Annotated in this window: 14 protein-coding genes; 6 read left to right on the forward strand and 8 right to left on the reverse strand. The window is 54.0% G+C overall.

All coding sequences use genetic code 11. The features are described 5' to 3' along the window. Nucleotides 1-26 precede the first annotated feature (26 nt). From argD to ACSOSI_RS24180, 5 genes are all read right to left on the reverse strand, one after another. Entirely contained in the window at nt 27-1,244 is a 1,218-nt protein-coding gene (gene argD / locus ACSOSI_RS24160; RefSeq protein WP_476706267.1) for a bifunctional acetylornithine/succinyldiaminopimelate transaminase, read from the reverse strand. A gap of 131 nt (nt 1,245-1,375) precedes the next feature. Next, on the reverse strand, nt 1,376-1,951 hold the full coding sequence (locus ACSOSI_RS24165; protein WP_012147260.1) for an aminodeoxychorismate synthase component II: 576 nt from the start codon (nt 1,949-1,951) through the stop codon (nt 1,376-1,378). A 68-nt stretch (nt 1,952-2,019) separates the two neighbouring features. After that, nucleotides 2,020-2,757 carry an HNH endonuclease gene (locus ACSOSI_RS24170; RefSeq protein WP_476706268.1) on the reverse strand — a complete coding sequence of 246 codons (738 nt, stop codon included), beginning with the start codon at nt 2,755-2,757 and terminating at the stop codon, nt 2,020-2,022. A 2-nt stretch (nt 2,758-2,759) separates the two neighbouring features. Next, nucleotides 2,760-4,076 (reverse strand): AAA family ATPase, encoded by a 1,317-nt coding sequence (locus tag ACSOSI_RS24175; protein WP_261422758.1) that lies wholly within the window; start codon nt 4,074-4,076, stop codon nt 2,760-2,762. A gap of 102 nt (nt 4,077-4,178) precedes the next feature. Continuing rightward, entirely contained in the window at nt 4,179-5,705 is a 1,527-nt protein-coding gene (locus ACSOSI_RS24180; protein ID WP_476706269.1) for a helicase HerA-like domain-containing protein, read from the reverse strand. Nucleotides 5,706-5,935: 230 nt separating this feature from the next. On the opposite strand from ACSOSI_RS24180, the gene ACSOSI_RS24185 reads away from it, so the two are divergent. Continuing rightward, nucleotides 5,936-6,205, forward strand: a complete 270-nt coding sequence (locus ACSOSI_RS24185; RefSeq protein WP_012147262.1) for a hypothetical protein — start codon at nt 5,936-5,938, stop codon at nt 6,203-6,205. A 17-nt stretch (nt 6,206-6,222) separates the two neighbouring features. Continuing rightward, nucleotides 6,223-6,507 carry a type II toxin-antitoxin system RelE/ParE family toxin gene (locus ACSOSI_RS24190; RefSeq protein ID WP_012147263.1) on the forward strand — a complete coding sequence of 95 codons (285 nt, stop codon included), beginning with the start codon at nt 6,223-6,225 and terminating at the stop codon, nt 6,505-6,507. Here ACSOSI_RS24190 and btsR read toward each other — a convergent pair whose 3' ends face one another. From btsR to ppiA, 3 genes are all read right to left on the reverse strand, one after another. After that, the gene (gene btsR, locus ACSOSI_RS24195; RefSeq protein WP_012147264.1) at nt 6,508-7,233 is read right to left on the reverse strand and encodes a two-component system response regulator BtsR; all 726 of its coding nucleotides are present in this window, start codon (nt 7,231-7,233) and stop codon (nt 6,508-6,510) included. After that, nucleotides 7,233-8,918 (reverse strand): sensor histidine kinase, encoded by a 1,686-nt coding sequence (locus ACSOSI_RS24200; RefSeq protein WP_012147265.1) that lies wholly within the window; start codon nt 8,916-8,918, stop codon nt 7,233-7,235. Before ACSOSI_RS24200 ends, btsR begins: the two co-directional genes overlap by 1 nt. A 161-nt stretch (nt 8,919-9,079) precedes the next feature. Beyond that, nucleotides 9,080-9,649 carry a peptidylprolyl isomerase A gene (gene ppiA / locus ACSOSI_RS24205; RefSeq protein WP_012147266.1) on the reverse strand — a complete coding sequence of 190 codons (570 nt, stop codon included), beginning with the start codon at nt 9,647-9,649 and terminating at the stop codon, nt 9,080-9,082. Between the two features lie 354 nt (nt 9,650-10,003). Here ppiA and ACSOSI_RS24210 point away from each other — a divergent pair, with 354 nt between their 5' ends. The 4 genes from ACSOSI_RS24210 to tsgA all read left to right on the forward strand — a co-directional run bounded on the left by ACSOSI_RS24210 (nt 10,004) and on the right by tsgA (nt 14,103). Further along, nucleotides 10,004-10,348 carry a PTS lactose/cellobiose transporter subunit IIA gene (locus ACSOSI_RS24210; RefSeq protein WP_037410805.1) on the forward strand — a complete coding sequence of 115 codons (345 nt, stop codon included), beginning with the start codon at nt 10,004-10,006 and terminating at the stop codon, nt 10,346-10,348. After that, the gene (locus ACSOSI_RS24215) at nt 10,345-11,652 is read left to right on the forward strand and encodes a 6-phospho-beta-glucosidase (protein WP_012147268.1); all 1,308 of its coding nucleotides are present in this window, start codon (nt 10,345-10,347) and stop codon (nt 11,650-11,652) included. The genes ACSOSI_RS24210 and ACSOSI_RS24215 overlap by 4 nt, the downstream gene beginning before the upstream one ends. A 95-nt stretch (nt 11,653-11,747) precedes the next feature. Beyond that, complete coding sequence (locus ACSOSI_RS24220) at nt 11,748-12,728, forward strand: LacI family DNA-binding transcriptional regulator (protein WP_041419075.1); 981 nt, start codon at nt 11,748-11,750, stop codon at nt 12,726-12,728. Between the two features lie 190 nt (nt 12,729-12,918). Further along, complete coding sequence (tsgA, locus tag ACSOSI_RS24225) at nt 12,919-14,103, forward strand: MFS transporter TsgA (RefSeq protein WP_012147270.1); 1,185 nt, start codon at nt 12,919-12,921, stop codon at nt 14,101-14,103. Nucleotides 14,104-14,260: the final 157 nt, after the last annotated feature.

The raw sequence follows: 14,260 nt of genomic DNA on the forward strand, positions 1-14,260 counted from the left end.
GGCGCCCTTGTCATCAATGCAACGCATTACGCGTTAATCACGTCCTGCACCGTCAACTCAAACAGCGCCATACCCTGGTCGATGTCCTGGGTCTCCACCACCAGCGAAGGGGCAAAGCGGATCACATTTGGCCCGGCATTGAGGATCATCAGCCCACGAGCAGCAGCTGCGGTCAGGAAATCGCGCGCCTTACCCTGGTATTGCGGCGTTAACTCAGCACCAATCAGCAGGCCCATGCCGCGAATATCGCTGAAAATACCGTACTTATCGCCAATTTTCTTTAACGCCTGCACGTATAGCCCATGACGCAACTCAATGCCGCTCAGCACTTCCGGCGTATTGATCACGTCCAGCGCCGCTTCCGCCACCGCACAGGCCAGCGGATTGCCGCCGTAAGTGGTGCCGTGGGTACCGACCTGCATCACCGAGGCAATCTCTTCGGTGGTCAGCATGGCGCTGACCGGGAAACCGCCGCCAAGCGCTTTGGCCGTGGTGAGAATGTCCGGCGTTACGCCATAGTGCATATAGGCAAACAGTTTGCCGCTGCGCCCCATGCCGCTTTGTACTTCGTCGAATACCAGCAGTGCCTGGTGTTTGTCGCACAGTTCACGCACGCCCTTGAGGAATTCGGCATTAACCGGAGTAATGCCCCCTTCGCCCTGGATTGGCTCCATCACCACCGCACAGGTATGGTCGTCCATCACTGCTTTCACCGCCGCCAGATCGTTGAACGGCACGTGCACAATGTCGGCCGGTTTTGGCCCAAAACCATCAGAATACTTGGCCTGCCCGCCCACCGAGACGGTGAATAAGGTGCGGCCATGGAAAGCGTTATAAAACGCGATGATTTTGGTTTTATACGGGCTGTGGCGGGTAATGGCGTAATGCCGAGCCAGCTTGAAGGCCGCTTCGTTAGCCTCTGCGCCGGAGTTGGCGAAAAACACCCGGTCGGCAAAGGTGGCGTTGATCAACTTGGTGGCCAGCCGCAGCGCCGGCTCGTTAGTAAAAACGTTGCTGGTATGCCACAGGGTTTCGCCCTGCTGTTTCAGCGCCTCGACCAAGGCCGGGTGACAGTGCCCTAACGCCGTCACCGCAATGCCGCCAGAGAAATCAATGTACTCTTTCCCTTGGCTGTCCCACACGCGGCTGCCTTTTCCCCTGACCGGAACAAACTGCGCGGGTGCATAAACAGGCAGGATAACCTGATCAAAGGTACTGCGGCTAACTGCGGATTTTTCGGTCATTATGTGGCCCACCCTGAATGTGACTCAGTTTTTTGGTTGCGATTGAGTGAAAATATAATCACAAAATATGCATAAAAAACCAATAAAGGGCAAACGCAAATCGTCTTCGCGGTTAAAAAAAACCTAACCGACTAACTTTTAAGGAAATTATCCAACAGCTGGTGGCCCTGCTCGCTAAGGATGCTCTCCGGGTGGAACTGCACCCCTTCCAGCGCCAGTTGGCGGTGGCGGATCCCCATAATCTCATCGCGTACGCCGTCGCGCTCGCTCCAGGCCGTCACTTCAAAACAGTCCGGCAAAGTAGCGGCTTCAAGCACCAGCGAGTGGTAGCGGGTGACGGTCAGCGGGTTGTTCAGTCCGTGAAAAACGCCACTGTCGAGATGGCGGATCGCCGAGGTCTTGCCGTGCATCACCTCGCGGGCACGCACGACCTTGGCGCCAAAAGCCTGCCCCAGTGCCTGGTGCCCCAGGCAAACACCGAGGATCGGCAGCCTGCCGGCAAAATGCCTAATGGCCGCCAGCGAGATACCGGCTTCGTTCGGGGTGCAAGGGCCAGGAGAGATCACCAAATGCTGCGGGGCCAGCCTTTCTATATCAGCCAGTTGCAGTTCGTCGTTACGCTTCACCAGCACTTCGGCACCTAATTGGCAGAAGTACTGGTAAAGGTTATAGGTAAAAGAATCGTAGTTATCGATTAGCAGCAGCATGATATGGACGAGTTGGAAAATCAGAATAGCCTATTAACGCACAGCCGATATCAGGCCACCAGCATTGATTATACTTTGCTACCATTAGCCAACCGGTCGGGATTAGGCGCCGGCACGGTTGATACGCCGATCGCATCAAAACAGCCACTCGCAGCCGTACCTTCAAACGCCTCAATGATACGCAACAACATCGTCGGCTGGCCGCTAAACACCGTCATCCAGATACTGAAAAAACCAGTTTCTTTTGCTAAAACCGCCGTTAAACGTAATACAGCAGTATTGCCTGGGTTATTTAGCACATCGCTCAGCGCTTCCTGTGCTGTTCCCCATGCTTCCTTACGCTGGCTTTCTCTATCTAAGGCGACAAGCTTGCCGTTGTCGTCAAAAATCTGACTGACCTTTTTATCAAGACCGGTAAGAGATAATGTTTCTTGGGCTATCGCTTGCTGTTCCGGAGAAAGTTGAGCGGCAGGAGCAACCTTACCATCGGCAGAATAAACATAGGTGTAGAAGGTATTATCCCTGTCCGGCAGCAACAAGTTTGAGAGAATGACTTTCTTAGCCCCTTTCGTAGAATTACAATTTACGCAGGCTAACAAGAAATTACTCCATCTGCCAGTCAACCCCGGATGGCCATACTGACCATCTTTTGGCTGAATATGCTCAACCGCCAAATTCGTAGCAATACGGCGTTCACAATAACTGCAATAACTACCAATACGGCCGACTAAGTGAGGGAAAGCTTTTTTGTAATCATCAAAATCAATATCCCCGGTAGGTGAAATTCCTTTTCTTACTGGCCGCATCGTTACTCCCCCAGTTTTGCTGCACGCTTCATCTCTAAAAATGCCTGATAGGCTGGGTTATCCGCAAAAGGCGCAATGCTCTCAGATAAACGCTGTTTAAAACTTTCCAACTTTTCTGCAGGTGCCATTACGGCATCGTCCAGCATCATCAGATAATTTTTAGCCGTATCTTTCATTTCGGCATAGCGTTCACTGGTTTCTGAATCATCAACGCCCATAATCCCTTCGGCAATATCTTCCAATGTTTTATTATTAAGCGCTGCCGTCGGTTGACCATCCAGCATCAATAATTCTTCGCCAGAGCGCAGCGATTGGATAAGGAAAGGAGAGTGTGTTGTGCAAATAAACTGGAGTGATGGAAATGTCTTACGCAAATCCTCAACAACGCGGCGCTGCCACTTAGGATGCAGATGTAAGTCCAACTCATCAACCAAAACAACGCCAGGTGTTTGCGTTAATACATCGTTCCCAAGATGAGGATTCAAGCCAACTGCTTTTTGAGCAAGATCAGCGACCAAGGCTAACATGCAGCGCTGACCATCACTTAAGTTAGCAAAAGGCTGGATCTCGTGGTCGGCAATATCAAACAGCAATTCACCACGTTTAGCATCAAAAAACAATCTATCTGCGCCGTCAATACACCCTAAAATCGCTTTCCGCACCACCTGAAGGCTAACAGACTCTTCCCCACCATTTTGAAAAGTAGCCCACGCTTCTTTGGCAAACCAACTGACCAGGTTGCGGACTGAAATTCTGGGGTCAACGCTATGACGGTACCCCGTTAAGCGACTGGTTTTCTCTTGTTGGCTCAGAGCCTCCGGGCCTTGGATTGTACTTTCTTGTTTAAGTTTTCTAGGCTCTTGCCATAAACGCATAGTGCCGTAATAAGCAATAAGGGGCAGTGTAACAATGTTATCGGCACGCAGTTTTTTATCTGCTTCTTTAGCAAGTGAAATTAAATCACTCGCTTTGCCATAACGTACATTGCCATTTTCACTCTCTTTTGATCTTTCCCAGCTAATATTTTTGTCGAATACTGTCCCCTGTGCATCGATAAGAATCGGCCAGTGCTGAGCGGTTTTTACTCGTCCAGAAACCTCTTGGTAGCTAAGACGAACATCATCTTTTGATAGTGAACTATTATCGGGTTTATTTCTGAATCCCAAAAGCCATGTAGATAACGCAACTGACAGGGCCTCCAGCAAGGCCGTTTTCCCCGTGCCATTCACTCCGACGATAAGGTTGAACTCAGGATGGAATGGAAATGTTCTGCGCTCAAAACACCGATAATTCACTAAAGAAATTTGATTAATTTTCATTGCACCCTCAACTCTGATCCGCACATCAGAATTTACCTGTCATGGGCTCCACACAGCCCATGACAGCATAGCAAATTATGCATCTGAACTCAGTCAGTTATCTCAACGTTTGCGGCCGCCCATAATCGAGCCCAGCACCCCACGCAGGATCTGGCGACCAAGGTCACGCGCCATGCTCTTGGCGGCGGTCTGGACGATGCCATCACGCTTACCACCGCGCGGGCCGGTAGAGCCGAACAGGATATCGTTCAATCCACCCATCAGGCCACCGCCCGCCTGCTGCTGCGCCTGCGGTTGCTGTGTCGGCTGGCCCGGTTGCGGTGTGCCGACGGTAGCAAAACCTTCCGACGATAACTTCTCATAAGCGGACTCGCGGTCAACCATATCCTCGTAACGACCATACAGCGGCGACTTGTTGATCGCACTGTTCAGCCCTTCGGCCCCCAACATGCCCATCTTGGATTCCGGTGCGATCACCATCGCTCGCTCCACCACATTTGGCCGCCCTTTCTCATCCAGGAACGACACCAGCGCCTCGCCGACGCCCAGTTCGGTGATCGCCGTCTCGGCGTCGAAGGCCGGATTGGCTCGCATGGTTTGTGCCGCAGCCTTCACTGCCTTCTGGTCGCGAGGGGTAAAGGCACGCAACGCATGCTGCACGCGGTTGCCTAGCTGGCCCAGCACGCTGTCCGGGATATCCAGCGGGTTCTGGGTCACGAAGTAGATGCCGACGCCTTTGGAGCGGATCAGGCGTACCACCTGTTCAATTTTGGTCAGCAGTGCCGCAGGCGCATCGTTGAACAGCAGGTGTGCTTCATCAAAGAAGAACACCAGCTTCGGCTGTTCCGGGTCGCCCACCTCCGGCAGGTGTTCGAACAGTTCGGCCAGCAGCCACAGCAGGAATACCGAATACAGTTTCGGTTGGTTAATCAGTTTGTCCGCCGCCAGCAGGTTAATCACTCCGTGACCGTTGGCGTCGGTTTTCATCAGGTCATTGATATCGAGCATCGACTCGCCGAAGAACTGGTTGGCCCCCTGCTCTTCCAGTGTTAACAGCCCGCGCTGGATAGCGCCCACCGAAGCCGAAGAAATATTGCCGTATTGGGTCTGGAACTGTTTGGCGTTGTCACCCACGTACTGCACCATGGCGCGCAGATCTTTCATATCCAACAGCAGCAACGCGTTATCGTCGGCAATTTTGAACACCAACTGCAGCACGCCACTTTGTACTTCGTTTAGATCCAGCAAACGGCCCAGCAGCAGCGGCCCCAGGTCAGACACGGTGGCGCGGATCGGGTGGCCCTTCTCACCGTAGATGTCCCACGGAATAATGGTGCAGGCCTGCGGCTGCCAGTCAGTGACGCCAATGGCCGTCAGGCGTGCCTGCAGTTTTTCGGAGGGCACGGCTTCGGTGCCAATTCCCGACAGGTCGCCCTTCACGTCGGACAAAAATACCGGAATGCCGATACGCGAGAATTGCTCAGCCATTTTTTGCAGCGTCACGGTTTTACCGGTCCCGGTTGCACCGGTGATCAGACCATGGCGGTTGGCCAACGCGGGCAAGATAACCAGATCCTGTTCCGGTTTCCCGTCTTTCATCGCTTTGGCAATAATCCGTGCTTCACTCATTTTCTTTTCCTTGGACGCTGACATGGCGCGAAAAGCGCCAGTGGATGTCAATAAAGCTATAAGCGTGGCGTAACCCCGTCAAGGACAAACAAAAACGTAGCTACCAACCTGCTCGCGGGAGAATGAATTTAGGATTCCGCTTAACACAGGGTTAGCCGATTATGGTCGACTTGAACAATAAAACAGCAGTGATATAGTAAGCAAGACGCTGTATATACGAGGTACATATCATGTCTGAATCTACCGTGGTGATCCGAGTGGATGATGAATTAAAAATGGCTTTCGCCAGCGCGGCAAAAGCAGCAGATCGTACTGCATCTCAACTGTTACGGGATTTCATGCGGGATTTTGTTAGTCGCCAATCTCAACAAAAAGAATACGAACAATGGCTACAAGAAAAAGTGGAATTAAGCCGGAAAGCGCTTCATGAAGGGAAAATCGTTGATGATGAGGATGTTGAGGCTTACTTCGCCGAGCGCAGGGAAAAATCAATGCGGTAATACGATAAGGAAATATCGTGAAACTGAAGCTCAAGTGGACGGAACCCGCCATTGCCGACCGTATTGCAATTTATGATTATTTGGCGTCAAAGAACCCAACAGCCGCCGCAGAGATTGATGCTTTAATTTCCGCGGCTGCTGCCCGACTAGCCCAAAACCCATCAAGTGGAAAAGCGGGCCGGGTTCCGGGTACTCGTGAATGGGTTATTCATCATTCTTATTTGCTGATTTATGAATTAACCAACGACCTGCTTATCATATTGGCGGTAGTACACGCCCGACGCCAATGGCCAAAGGGTTAATCAACCACGCAGCCCCAGCTCTTCTTTCAGCGCTTTCAGGTAGCGACGGCTGACCGGTACCGGTTCGCCGACCGGCATGATCATTTCCGCTGCGCCGTTGTCATCAAAGCGAATTTCACGCACCTGCTCCAGGTTAACCAGATACTGACGGTGACAGCGCACCAGCGGCGTTCGCATTTCCAGCGTGCGCAGTGTCAGCTCGGTGAAGCACTCCATGCCGTCATTGCGGACCACAAACACCCCACTCAACCGTGAACGGATAGCCACCACCTCATCAAAACGCAGCAAATAGATGCGACTGTGGCCGGTGCAGGGAATGTATTTCAGGTAGCCGGCGCTTTCGTCCAGCGCAGCGATATTCTGCTGCCCCCGTTGCTGCTGCAGGCGCTGCAACGTTTTGCTCAGCCGCTTCGGTTCCGCTGGCTTCAGCAGATAGTCAAACGCATGTTCTTCAAAGGCCTGCACCGCGTATTCGTCATAGGCGGTCAGAAAGACGATGTGCGGCATACGGTTGGGATCTAACATGCCTACCATCTCCAGCCCGGTGATGCGCGGCATCTGGATATCCAAAAACACCACGTCCGGCTGCAGGCGATGGATCCCGCTGATGGCCTCTATCGCATTGGCGCATTCGCCAACAATAGAGATGCCTTCTTCCGCCTCCAGCAAATGCCGCAGGTTATCGCGCGCGGAGGGTTCGTCATCGACAATCAGTACGTTTAACATCAGGCAGCCCTCGCCAAGGGGACATTGATTGTAATCCGGGTGAATGTTTGCGGCTCACAGGCTACCTGTACACCATAATCATCGCCGTAGCGTACGCGGATACGCTTATCCACCAGGTTCATCCCCAGCCCACTGTTGTTCGGCTGCGATTGGAATAATCCGGCATTGTCGGTCACCTGCAGCAACAGGCATTCCCCTTCGCGCCGCGCACCGATATCAATCCGCCCCACCCCCAACAGCTGCGAAGTGCCATGCTTAATGGCATTCTCCACGATCGGCTGCAGTGAAAATGCCGGCAACCGTACTGCCAACAGGTCTTGCGGCAACGAAACCACGACTTCCAGCCGATCGGCAAAACGCGCCAGTTCGATTTGCAGGTAGGCATTCACATGCTCGAGTTCGTCCGCCAGGCTGACCTCATCACCGGAACGCTTGAGGTTCTTGCGGAAAAAGGTCGAAAGTGACTGCACCAGCTCACAGGCCCGGTCGCCGTCACGGCGGATCACCGCTACCAGCGTATTCAGGGCGTTAAACAGAAAGTGCGGATTGACCTGCGCATGCAGTAATTTGATTTCTGACTGCGCCAGCAGCTGTTTATGGCGCTCATACTGGCCAGCCATAATCTGTGCGGATAACAGGCTGGCGATACCTTCCCCCAGCGTACGGTTGATGGTACTGAACAACCGGCTCTTCGGTTCATACAGTTTGATGGTGCCGATCACCCGCTGATTCTCACCGCGCAGCGGGATCACCAGTGTCGAACCCAGTTTGCAACCGGGGTTAATCGAGCAGCTGTAGGAGTGCTCATTGCCGTCGGCGTAGACCACTTCGTTGTTGTCGATTGCGCGGTGCGAGTGCTTTGATGAAATCGGCGTGCCCGGCAGGTGATGGTCGTCACCGATGCCGATAAACGCCAGCAGTTTATCGCGGTCGGTTATCGCTACGGCACCGATACCCAGCTCCTGATAGATCACCCGCGCCACCCTCATGCTGTTTTCCTGATCAAACCCCTGTCGCAAGATCCCTTCGGTACGTTCGGCAATCTTCAGCGCCTTGGCGGAAAACGCACCGGTGTATTTCTCGAACATCGCTCGCCTGTCCAGCAGGATTTGCATGAACATCGCGGCCCCCACCGTATTGGCGATCAACATCGGCAAAGCGATATGTTCCACCAGCCGCAGCGCCTCGTCGAACGGCCGTGCAATCGCGAGGATAATCACCATTTGCAGCACTTCGGTCACCAGCGCGACCCCGGCGACAAACAGAGGATTAAACAGCAGATCGATACGCCGGTGACGCATGGCGATGCTATGCACCAGCCCGCCCACCAGCCCTTCCGCCACGGTTGATACCGCACAGGCGATATCGGTCATGCCCCCCAGGGTATAACGGTGCAGGCCACCGGTCAGCCCCACCAGCAGCCCGACCGAAGGCCCACCCAACAGGCCGCCCAATACGGCGCCGATAGCGCGGGTGTTGGCAATGGAACCTTCGACATGCAGACCGAAATAGGTGCCCATGATGCAGAACACCGAGAAAATGACGTAGCACAATAGCTTGTGCGGCAGGCGAATGGTCACCTGCGTCAGCGGAATGAATAACGGGGTTTTGCTCAGTAAATAAGCAATGACAAGATAAACGCACATCTGCTGCAACAGCAGCAGAACCTGGCTAAATTCAAACATGGCAGCAGCTCATCCCTTAACAAAACAGATGCAGAACGCCGGGTTTCCGGTCTGGTTATAAGCTGGCGATTAAAGCATGTGGAGGGGGAAAAAACAGTGATGCAGGCAAGGCTTCCGGGGAAAGCAACGCAGCCGGCCCACCTGGGGCCGGCGCAAAATCATTATGGCAGCACTTTTGCTGACAGGATGACGATAGGTTTGCTCGGAACATTCTGGTACGGACCGACGTTGCCAGTCGGTGCCTGGGAGATTTTATCTACCACGTCCATCCCTTTGACCACTTTGCCGAATACCGCATAGCCGAAATCGCGCTGGCCGTGATCCAGGAAGGCGTTATCTGCCACGTTGAGGAAAAACTGGCTGGTGGCACTGTCTTTGTCAGCGGTACGCGCCATTGAAATGGTGCCGCGCAGGTTGCGCAGGCCGTTATCCGCTTCGTTCTTGATCGGTGCCTGGGTGGATTTTTGCTGCATGTCAGCAGTAAAGCCACCGCCCTGAACCATAAAGCCCGGGATCACACGGTGGAAAATGGTGTTGTTGTAATAGCCGCTGTTCACGTAGTCGACGAAGTTCTTGGTGGAAACCGGAGCCTTCTGACTGTCGAGCGCCAATTCGATATTCCCAGCCGAGGTAGTCAGCATGACATGAGTTTCACCGGCGGCGAGCGCGGCAGGTGCCATTGCTGTCAGGGAACACAGCGCAACGAAGGTCACTAAAGTACGTTTGAACATTAACGGGTCCTTTCTCTAAGAGACAAACAACGGAAAAGCGCATTGATTCTAAAGAGCTGCACCTGCGAGTGCCAGCCATTTACCTATATTTACTTAATAGTGGGACTTATCTCAGTCAGCCCCGGATTTTACTGCCAAAAGTATGATCGCCTTAGACCTTTTTGCCAACTGCATCACGCATTTTTTGCCCTTTTTACGCCTTGGTCGTTTTTTGCGACACAACTCCCGGTTTCATTTCCCATTCCCGTTACTCTAGACAAATGAGAGCGCTCTCATTTGGCGCAAAGATAAGAATAATGAATGTCCGCCGGCACCACCGCCGTGCAATACAGGAGAAATAATGTGAGTGAATTGATGACTGAAACTGAAATCAGCCCCGATTTTGAAAGCACCATCATGGAGCTGCTGGTGTTCTCCGGTGGCGCCCGCAGCAGTGCGCTGATGGCGCTGCAACAAGCGCGTGCCGGCGACTTTGAAGCTTCAGCCAAACACATGGCCGAATCCAAACAGTCGGTAAAAAAGGCCCATCTGATCCAGACCCAGCTGATCGGCCTGGACGAAGGCTGCGGCAAACTGACCATCAACCTGATTACCGTTCATGCCCAGGACCATCTGATGAACGCCATGGTGATCCAGGATCTGGCGGATGACATGATTGAGCTTTACCGCCGTCAGGCCAAAATGGAGATTCGTGCATGAAATCGTTAAAAATCGCCGTCATCGGCGGTGGCAGCAGCTACACGCCAGAATTGGTCGATGGCTTGATCCAGCGTATCGAAGAACTGCCGGTCACCGAACTGGCGCTGGTTGACGTTGAGCCTGGCCGTGAAAAGGTCGAGATTATTGCCGCTCTGACCGAACGCATGCTGGCGCGCCATGGGCTGGAGCAGGTGAAGGTCAGCGTGCATTTCGAACTGGATGAGGCCATTCGCGACGCCAATTTCGTCCTGACCCAGTTCCGCGTGGGTCAGTTGCCGGCACGCGCCGCCGACGAGCGCCTGGGGCTGAAATACGATTTAATCGGCCAGGAAACCACCGGCGTTGGCGGTTTTGCCAAGGCATTGCGCACCATTCCGGTGATGCTGGATATTGCACGCCGGGTGGAAAAACTGGCGCCTGACGCCTGGATCATCAACTTCACCAACCCAGCCGGCATCGTCACCGAAGCGGTCTCCCGCTACACCAAAGCGAAAATCATCGGCCTGTGCAATGTGCCGATCAGCATGCATCACATGATTGCCAACATGCTGAAAGTCCCTTCGCAAGAGGTGCAATTGCAGTTCGCCGGGCTGAACCACATGGTGTGGGTACATCAGGTGCTGCAAAACGGGCATGACGTCACCGGCAAGGTGATCGACATGTTGTGCGACGGTGCCGCGCTGACCATGAACAACATCAAGGAAGAACCCTGGCAGCCGGACTTCCTGCGCGCCGTCGGGGCGATCCCTTGCCCCTATCACCGCTATTTCTACCAAACCAAAGAAATGCTGGCCGAGGAAATTGCCGCAGCAGCCGAACGCGGTACCCGCGCCGAGCAGGTGATGAAGGTGGAGAAAGAGCTGTTTGAGCTGTATGCCGATCCACATCTCGACAGCAAACCGGAGCAGTTAAGTTTCCGCGGTGGATCATATTATTCGGAAGTGGCACTGGAGCTAATTCGTGCGATCCATAATAATCTCGGAACGCAATTAGTCGTTAATACCGCAAACCGTGGCGCTATTCGCGGTTTACCGGACGACGCGGTGATAGAAACCAACTGTATCGTCGATGCTCAGGGTGCTCATCCGCTGACCTTCGGCACGCTGCCGGATTCCATGCACGCGCTGACCCAACAGGTGAAAGCCTATGAGCGCCTGACCATCGAAGCCGCAGTGCACGGCGATCGCCGCAGTGGCCTGCTGGCGTTGGTCACCAACCCGTTGGTCGGCAATGCCAATGTGGCGCAGCCGCTGTTGGATGAAGTGCTGGCGGTGAACGCGCCTTATTTGCCTCAGTTTAAATAACCGTCGGGCCAACCGCGGTTGCTGATACATTGCTATACCTAGTATACAGGGGTCGCTGAGTCGGCCCCATTTTTGTCGTAATCAGGAGTCGGATGATGGTGACACTGGAAGATGTCGCAGCCCTGGCGGGCGTGTCCCGCGCCACCGTGTCACGCGTAGTGAATGGCGATACCAACGTTAAGGGGCAAACCCGCGAGAAGGTTGAAAAGGCGGTGGCCCAACTTGGCTACACACCCAACCCGGCCGCCCGTGCGCTGGCCTCCAGCCACAGCAATACCCTGGGGTTGGTCACTACCTCCTATCGCGGTGGTTTCTTCGGCGCACTGATGGACTTTGTGCAAACCGAAGCCGAATCCCACGGCAAGCAATTGCTGGTGACCCAGGGGCGTAACAGTGCGGAAAACGAATGGCAGGCGATCCAGCGGCTGTTCAATCTGCGCTGCGATGGCGTGATCCTGCACGTCCGTTTCCTCAGCGATGACCAATTGCGCCAACTGGCCGCGGAGCAACGCCGCTTTGTGCTGCTCGATCGCCTGGTGCCCGGTCTGGAAGCGCACTGCGTCACTTTCGATCACCAGTACGCCAGCCGCATGGCAACACAACAATTGATTGATGCCGGCCACCGGCACATCGCCTGTATCAGCGGCCCGCGCGACCGCCCTTCCAGTCTCTTGCGGCTGCAGGGTTTTGAACAGGCCATGCAGGCAGCGCATATCAAGCCGGTCGCCTGCGCCGAAGGGCTTTACGATCTGGAGAGCGGTTATCGCTGCGCCGATCAACTGCTGAAAATGAAAACCCTGCCCACCGCCATCTATTGCTGCAATGAAGAAATGGCTATCGGCGCACTGCTGGCCGTCAACGAACACCGCCTGCGGGTGCCGCAAGATATCTCGCTGATCTGTTACGACAGCGGCGAACGCGCGCCCTTTGTCCGCCCGGCGCTGACCAGCGTGCATTTCCCGATTAGCGAAATGGCGCAATATGCCGCACGCCTGCTGATTGACCCGGCCACGCCACCGGTTAGCTTTGCGCCGATAGTCATCAGCCGCGACTCGATCGTGACGGCGAGCAAATAGATCACAAAAATATTTCAGAACTACTCATTGATTGCATCAAAAAGTAGATAGGCATCACAAAAACTCCCGTTGTCTGTGCTAGGATCCGCTCCCTGGTGGCCTGATCGGGACTTTTTTCTGCTTTTGCCAGGAAAAGCCAGCGGCCTTAATCCAGTTTTAAACTCTTTATAGACTTAATCAGGCCTAAATAATGAATGACAGCAACCGTCTACGGCTTACCTGGATCAGCTACTTTTCTTACGCGCTGACCGGTGCTTTAGTTATCGTCACAGGGATGGTGATGGGGAACATTGCAGAGTACTTTAATCTGCCGGTTTCCAGCATGAGCAATACTTTCACCTTCCTTAACGCCGGTATTTTGATTTCGATCTTCCTCAATGCCTGGCTGATGGAAATTATCCCGCTTAAACGTCAACTGATGTTTGGCTTTGTGCTGATGGTACTGGCTATTGCCGGGCTGATGCTCGGTAAAAGCCTGACCATGTTCTCGTTGTGCATGTTTATCCTTGGCGTGGTCAGCGGTATCACCATGTCGATAGGCACCTTCCTGATCACCCATATGTATGCCGGCCGCCAACGCGGTTCGCGCCTGCTGTTCACTGACTCCTTCTTCAGCATGGCCGGGATGATCTTCCCGATTGTCGCCGCGATGCTGTTGGCGCGTCAGATCGGCTGGTACTGGGTGTACGCCTGCATCGGCCTGCTGTATGTAGGTATCTTTGTGCTGACCCTGTTCTCCGAGTTCCCGGTACTGGGCAACAAGGGCGCCGACGCCGGCCAGCCGGTAGTGAAAGAGAAATGGGGTATCGGCGTGCTGTTCCTGTCGATCGCCGCACTGTGCTACATCCTCGGCCAGCTTGGCTTCATTCAGTGGGTGCCGGAATACGCCACCAAGTCGTTCGGGATGGATATCAGCCAGGCCGGTAAGCTGGTGAGCGATTTCTGGACCTCGTACATGATCGGCATGTGGGTATTCAGCTTTATCCTGCGCTTCTTCGATTTGCAGCGCATCGTCACTATCCTGGCCGCATTGGCGACCGGTGCGATGTACCTGTTCGTCAGCACCGATAACCCGGAACACCTGAGCTACTACATTATGGCTCTGGGCTTCGTTTCCAGCGCGATCTACACCACCCTGATCACTCTGGGCTCGCTGCAGACCAAGGTTTCCTCACCGAAACTGGTTAACTTCATCCTGACCTGCGGCACCATCGGCACCATGCTGACCTTCGTGGTTACCGGCCCTATCGTAGCCAAAGGCGGCGCACACGCGGCGCTGACTACCGCCAATGGTCTGTACCTGGCGGTGTTCGTGATGTGTCTGCTGCTCGGTTTCGTAACCAAGCACCGCAGCCACGGTCACGTGACCCACTGATCTGCTAGCGCGATGTAACACGCGCTTTTACCAAGAGATCAAAATCCGGTGAGCCCCCTCACCGGATTTTTTATATGTGTTGGCGGACAAAATGAGTCCGGGCCCATAAGCGATTTGCCAGTTGTCATCATGACCTCAACTAATTAAAAAGACTTTT

It is taken from the genome of Serratia sp. AR11 (genome assembly GCF_056376275.1).

What these genes read in the sequence shown, in the direction of transcription:
- argD (WP_476706267.1), bottom strand. Translation starts at nt 1,244, where the DNA reads ATGACCGAAAAATCCGCAGTTAGCCGCAGTACCTTTGATCAGGTTATC.
- ACSOSI_RS24165 (WP_012147260.1), bottom strand. Translation starts at nt 1,951, where the DNA reads ATGCTGCTGCTAATCGATAACTACGATTCTTTTACCTATAACCTTTAC.
- ACSOSI_RS24170 (WP_476706268.1), bottom strand. Translation starts at nt 2,757, where the DNA reads ATGCGGCCAGTAAGAAAAGGAATTTCACCTACCGGGGATATTGATTTT.
- ACSOSI_RS24175 (WP_261422758.1), bottom strand. Translation starts at nt 4,076, where the DNA reads ATGAAAATTAATCAAATTTCTTTAGTGAATTATCGGTGTTTTGAGCGC.
- ACSOSI_RS24180 (WP_476706269.1), bottom strand. Translation starts at nt 5,705, where the DNA reads ATGAGTGAAGCACGGATTATTGCCAAAGCGATGAAAGACGGGAAACCG.
- ACSOSI_RS24185 (WP_012147262.1), top strand. Translation starts at nt 5,936, where the DNA reads ATGTCTGAATCTACCGTGGTGATCCGAGTGGATGATGAATTAAAAATG.
- btsR (WP_012147264.1), bottom strand. Translation starts at nt 7,233, where the DNA reads ATGTTAAACGTACTGATTGTCGATGACGAACCCTCCGCGCGCGATAAC.
- ACSOSI_RS24200 (WP_012147265.1), bottom strand. Translation starts at nt 8,918, where the DNA reads ATGTTTGAATTTAGCCAGGTTCTGCTGCTGTTGCAGCAGATGTGCGTT.
- ppiA (WP_012147266.1), bottom strand. Translation starts at nt 9,649, where the DNA reads ATGTTCAAACGTACTTTAGTGACCTTCGTTGCGCTGTGTTCCCTGACA.
- ACSOSI_RS24210 (WP_037410805.1), top strand. Translation starts at nt 10,004, where the DNA reads ATGACTGAAACTGAAATCAGCCCCGATTTTGAAAGCACCATCATGGAG.
- ACSOSI_RS24215 (WP_012147268.1), top strand. Translation starts at nt 10,345, where the DNA reads ATGAAATCGTTAAAAATCGCCGTCATCGGCGGTGGCAGCAGCTACACG.
- ACSOSI_RS24220 (WP_041419075.1), top strand. Translation starts at nt 11,748, where the DNA reads ATGGTGACACTGGAAGATGTCGCAGCCCTGGCGGGCGTGTCCCGCGCC.
- tsgA (WP_012147270.1), top strand. Translation starts at nt 12,919, where the DNA reads ATGAATGACAGCAACCGTCTACGGCTTACCTGGATCAGCTACTTTTCT.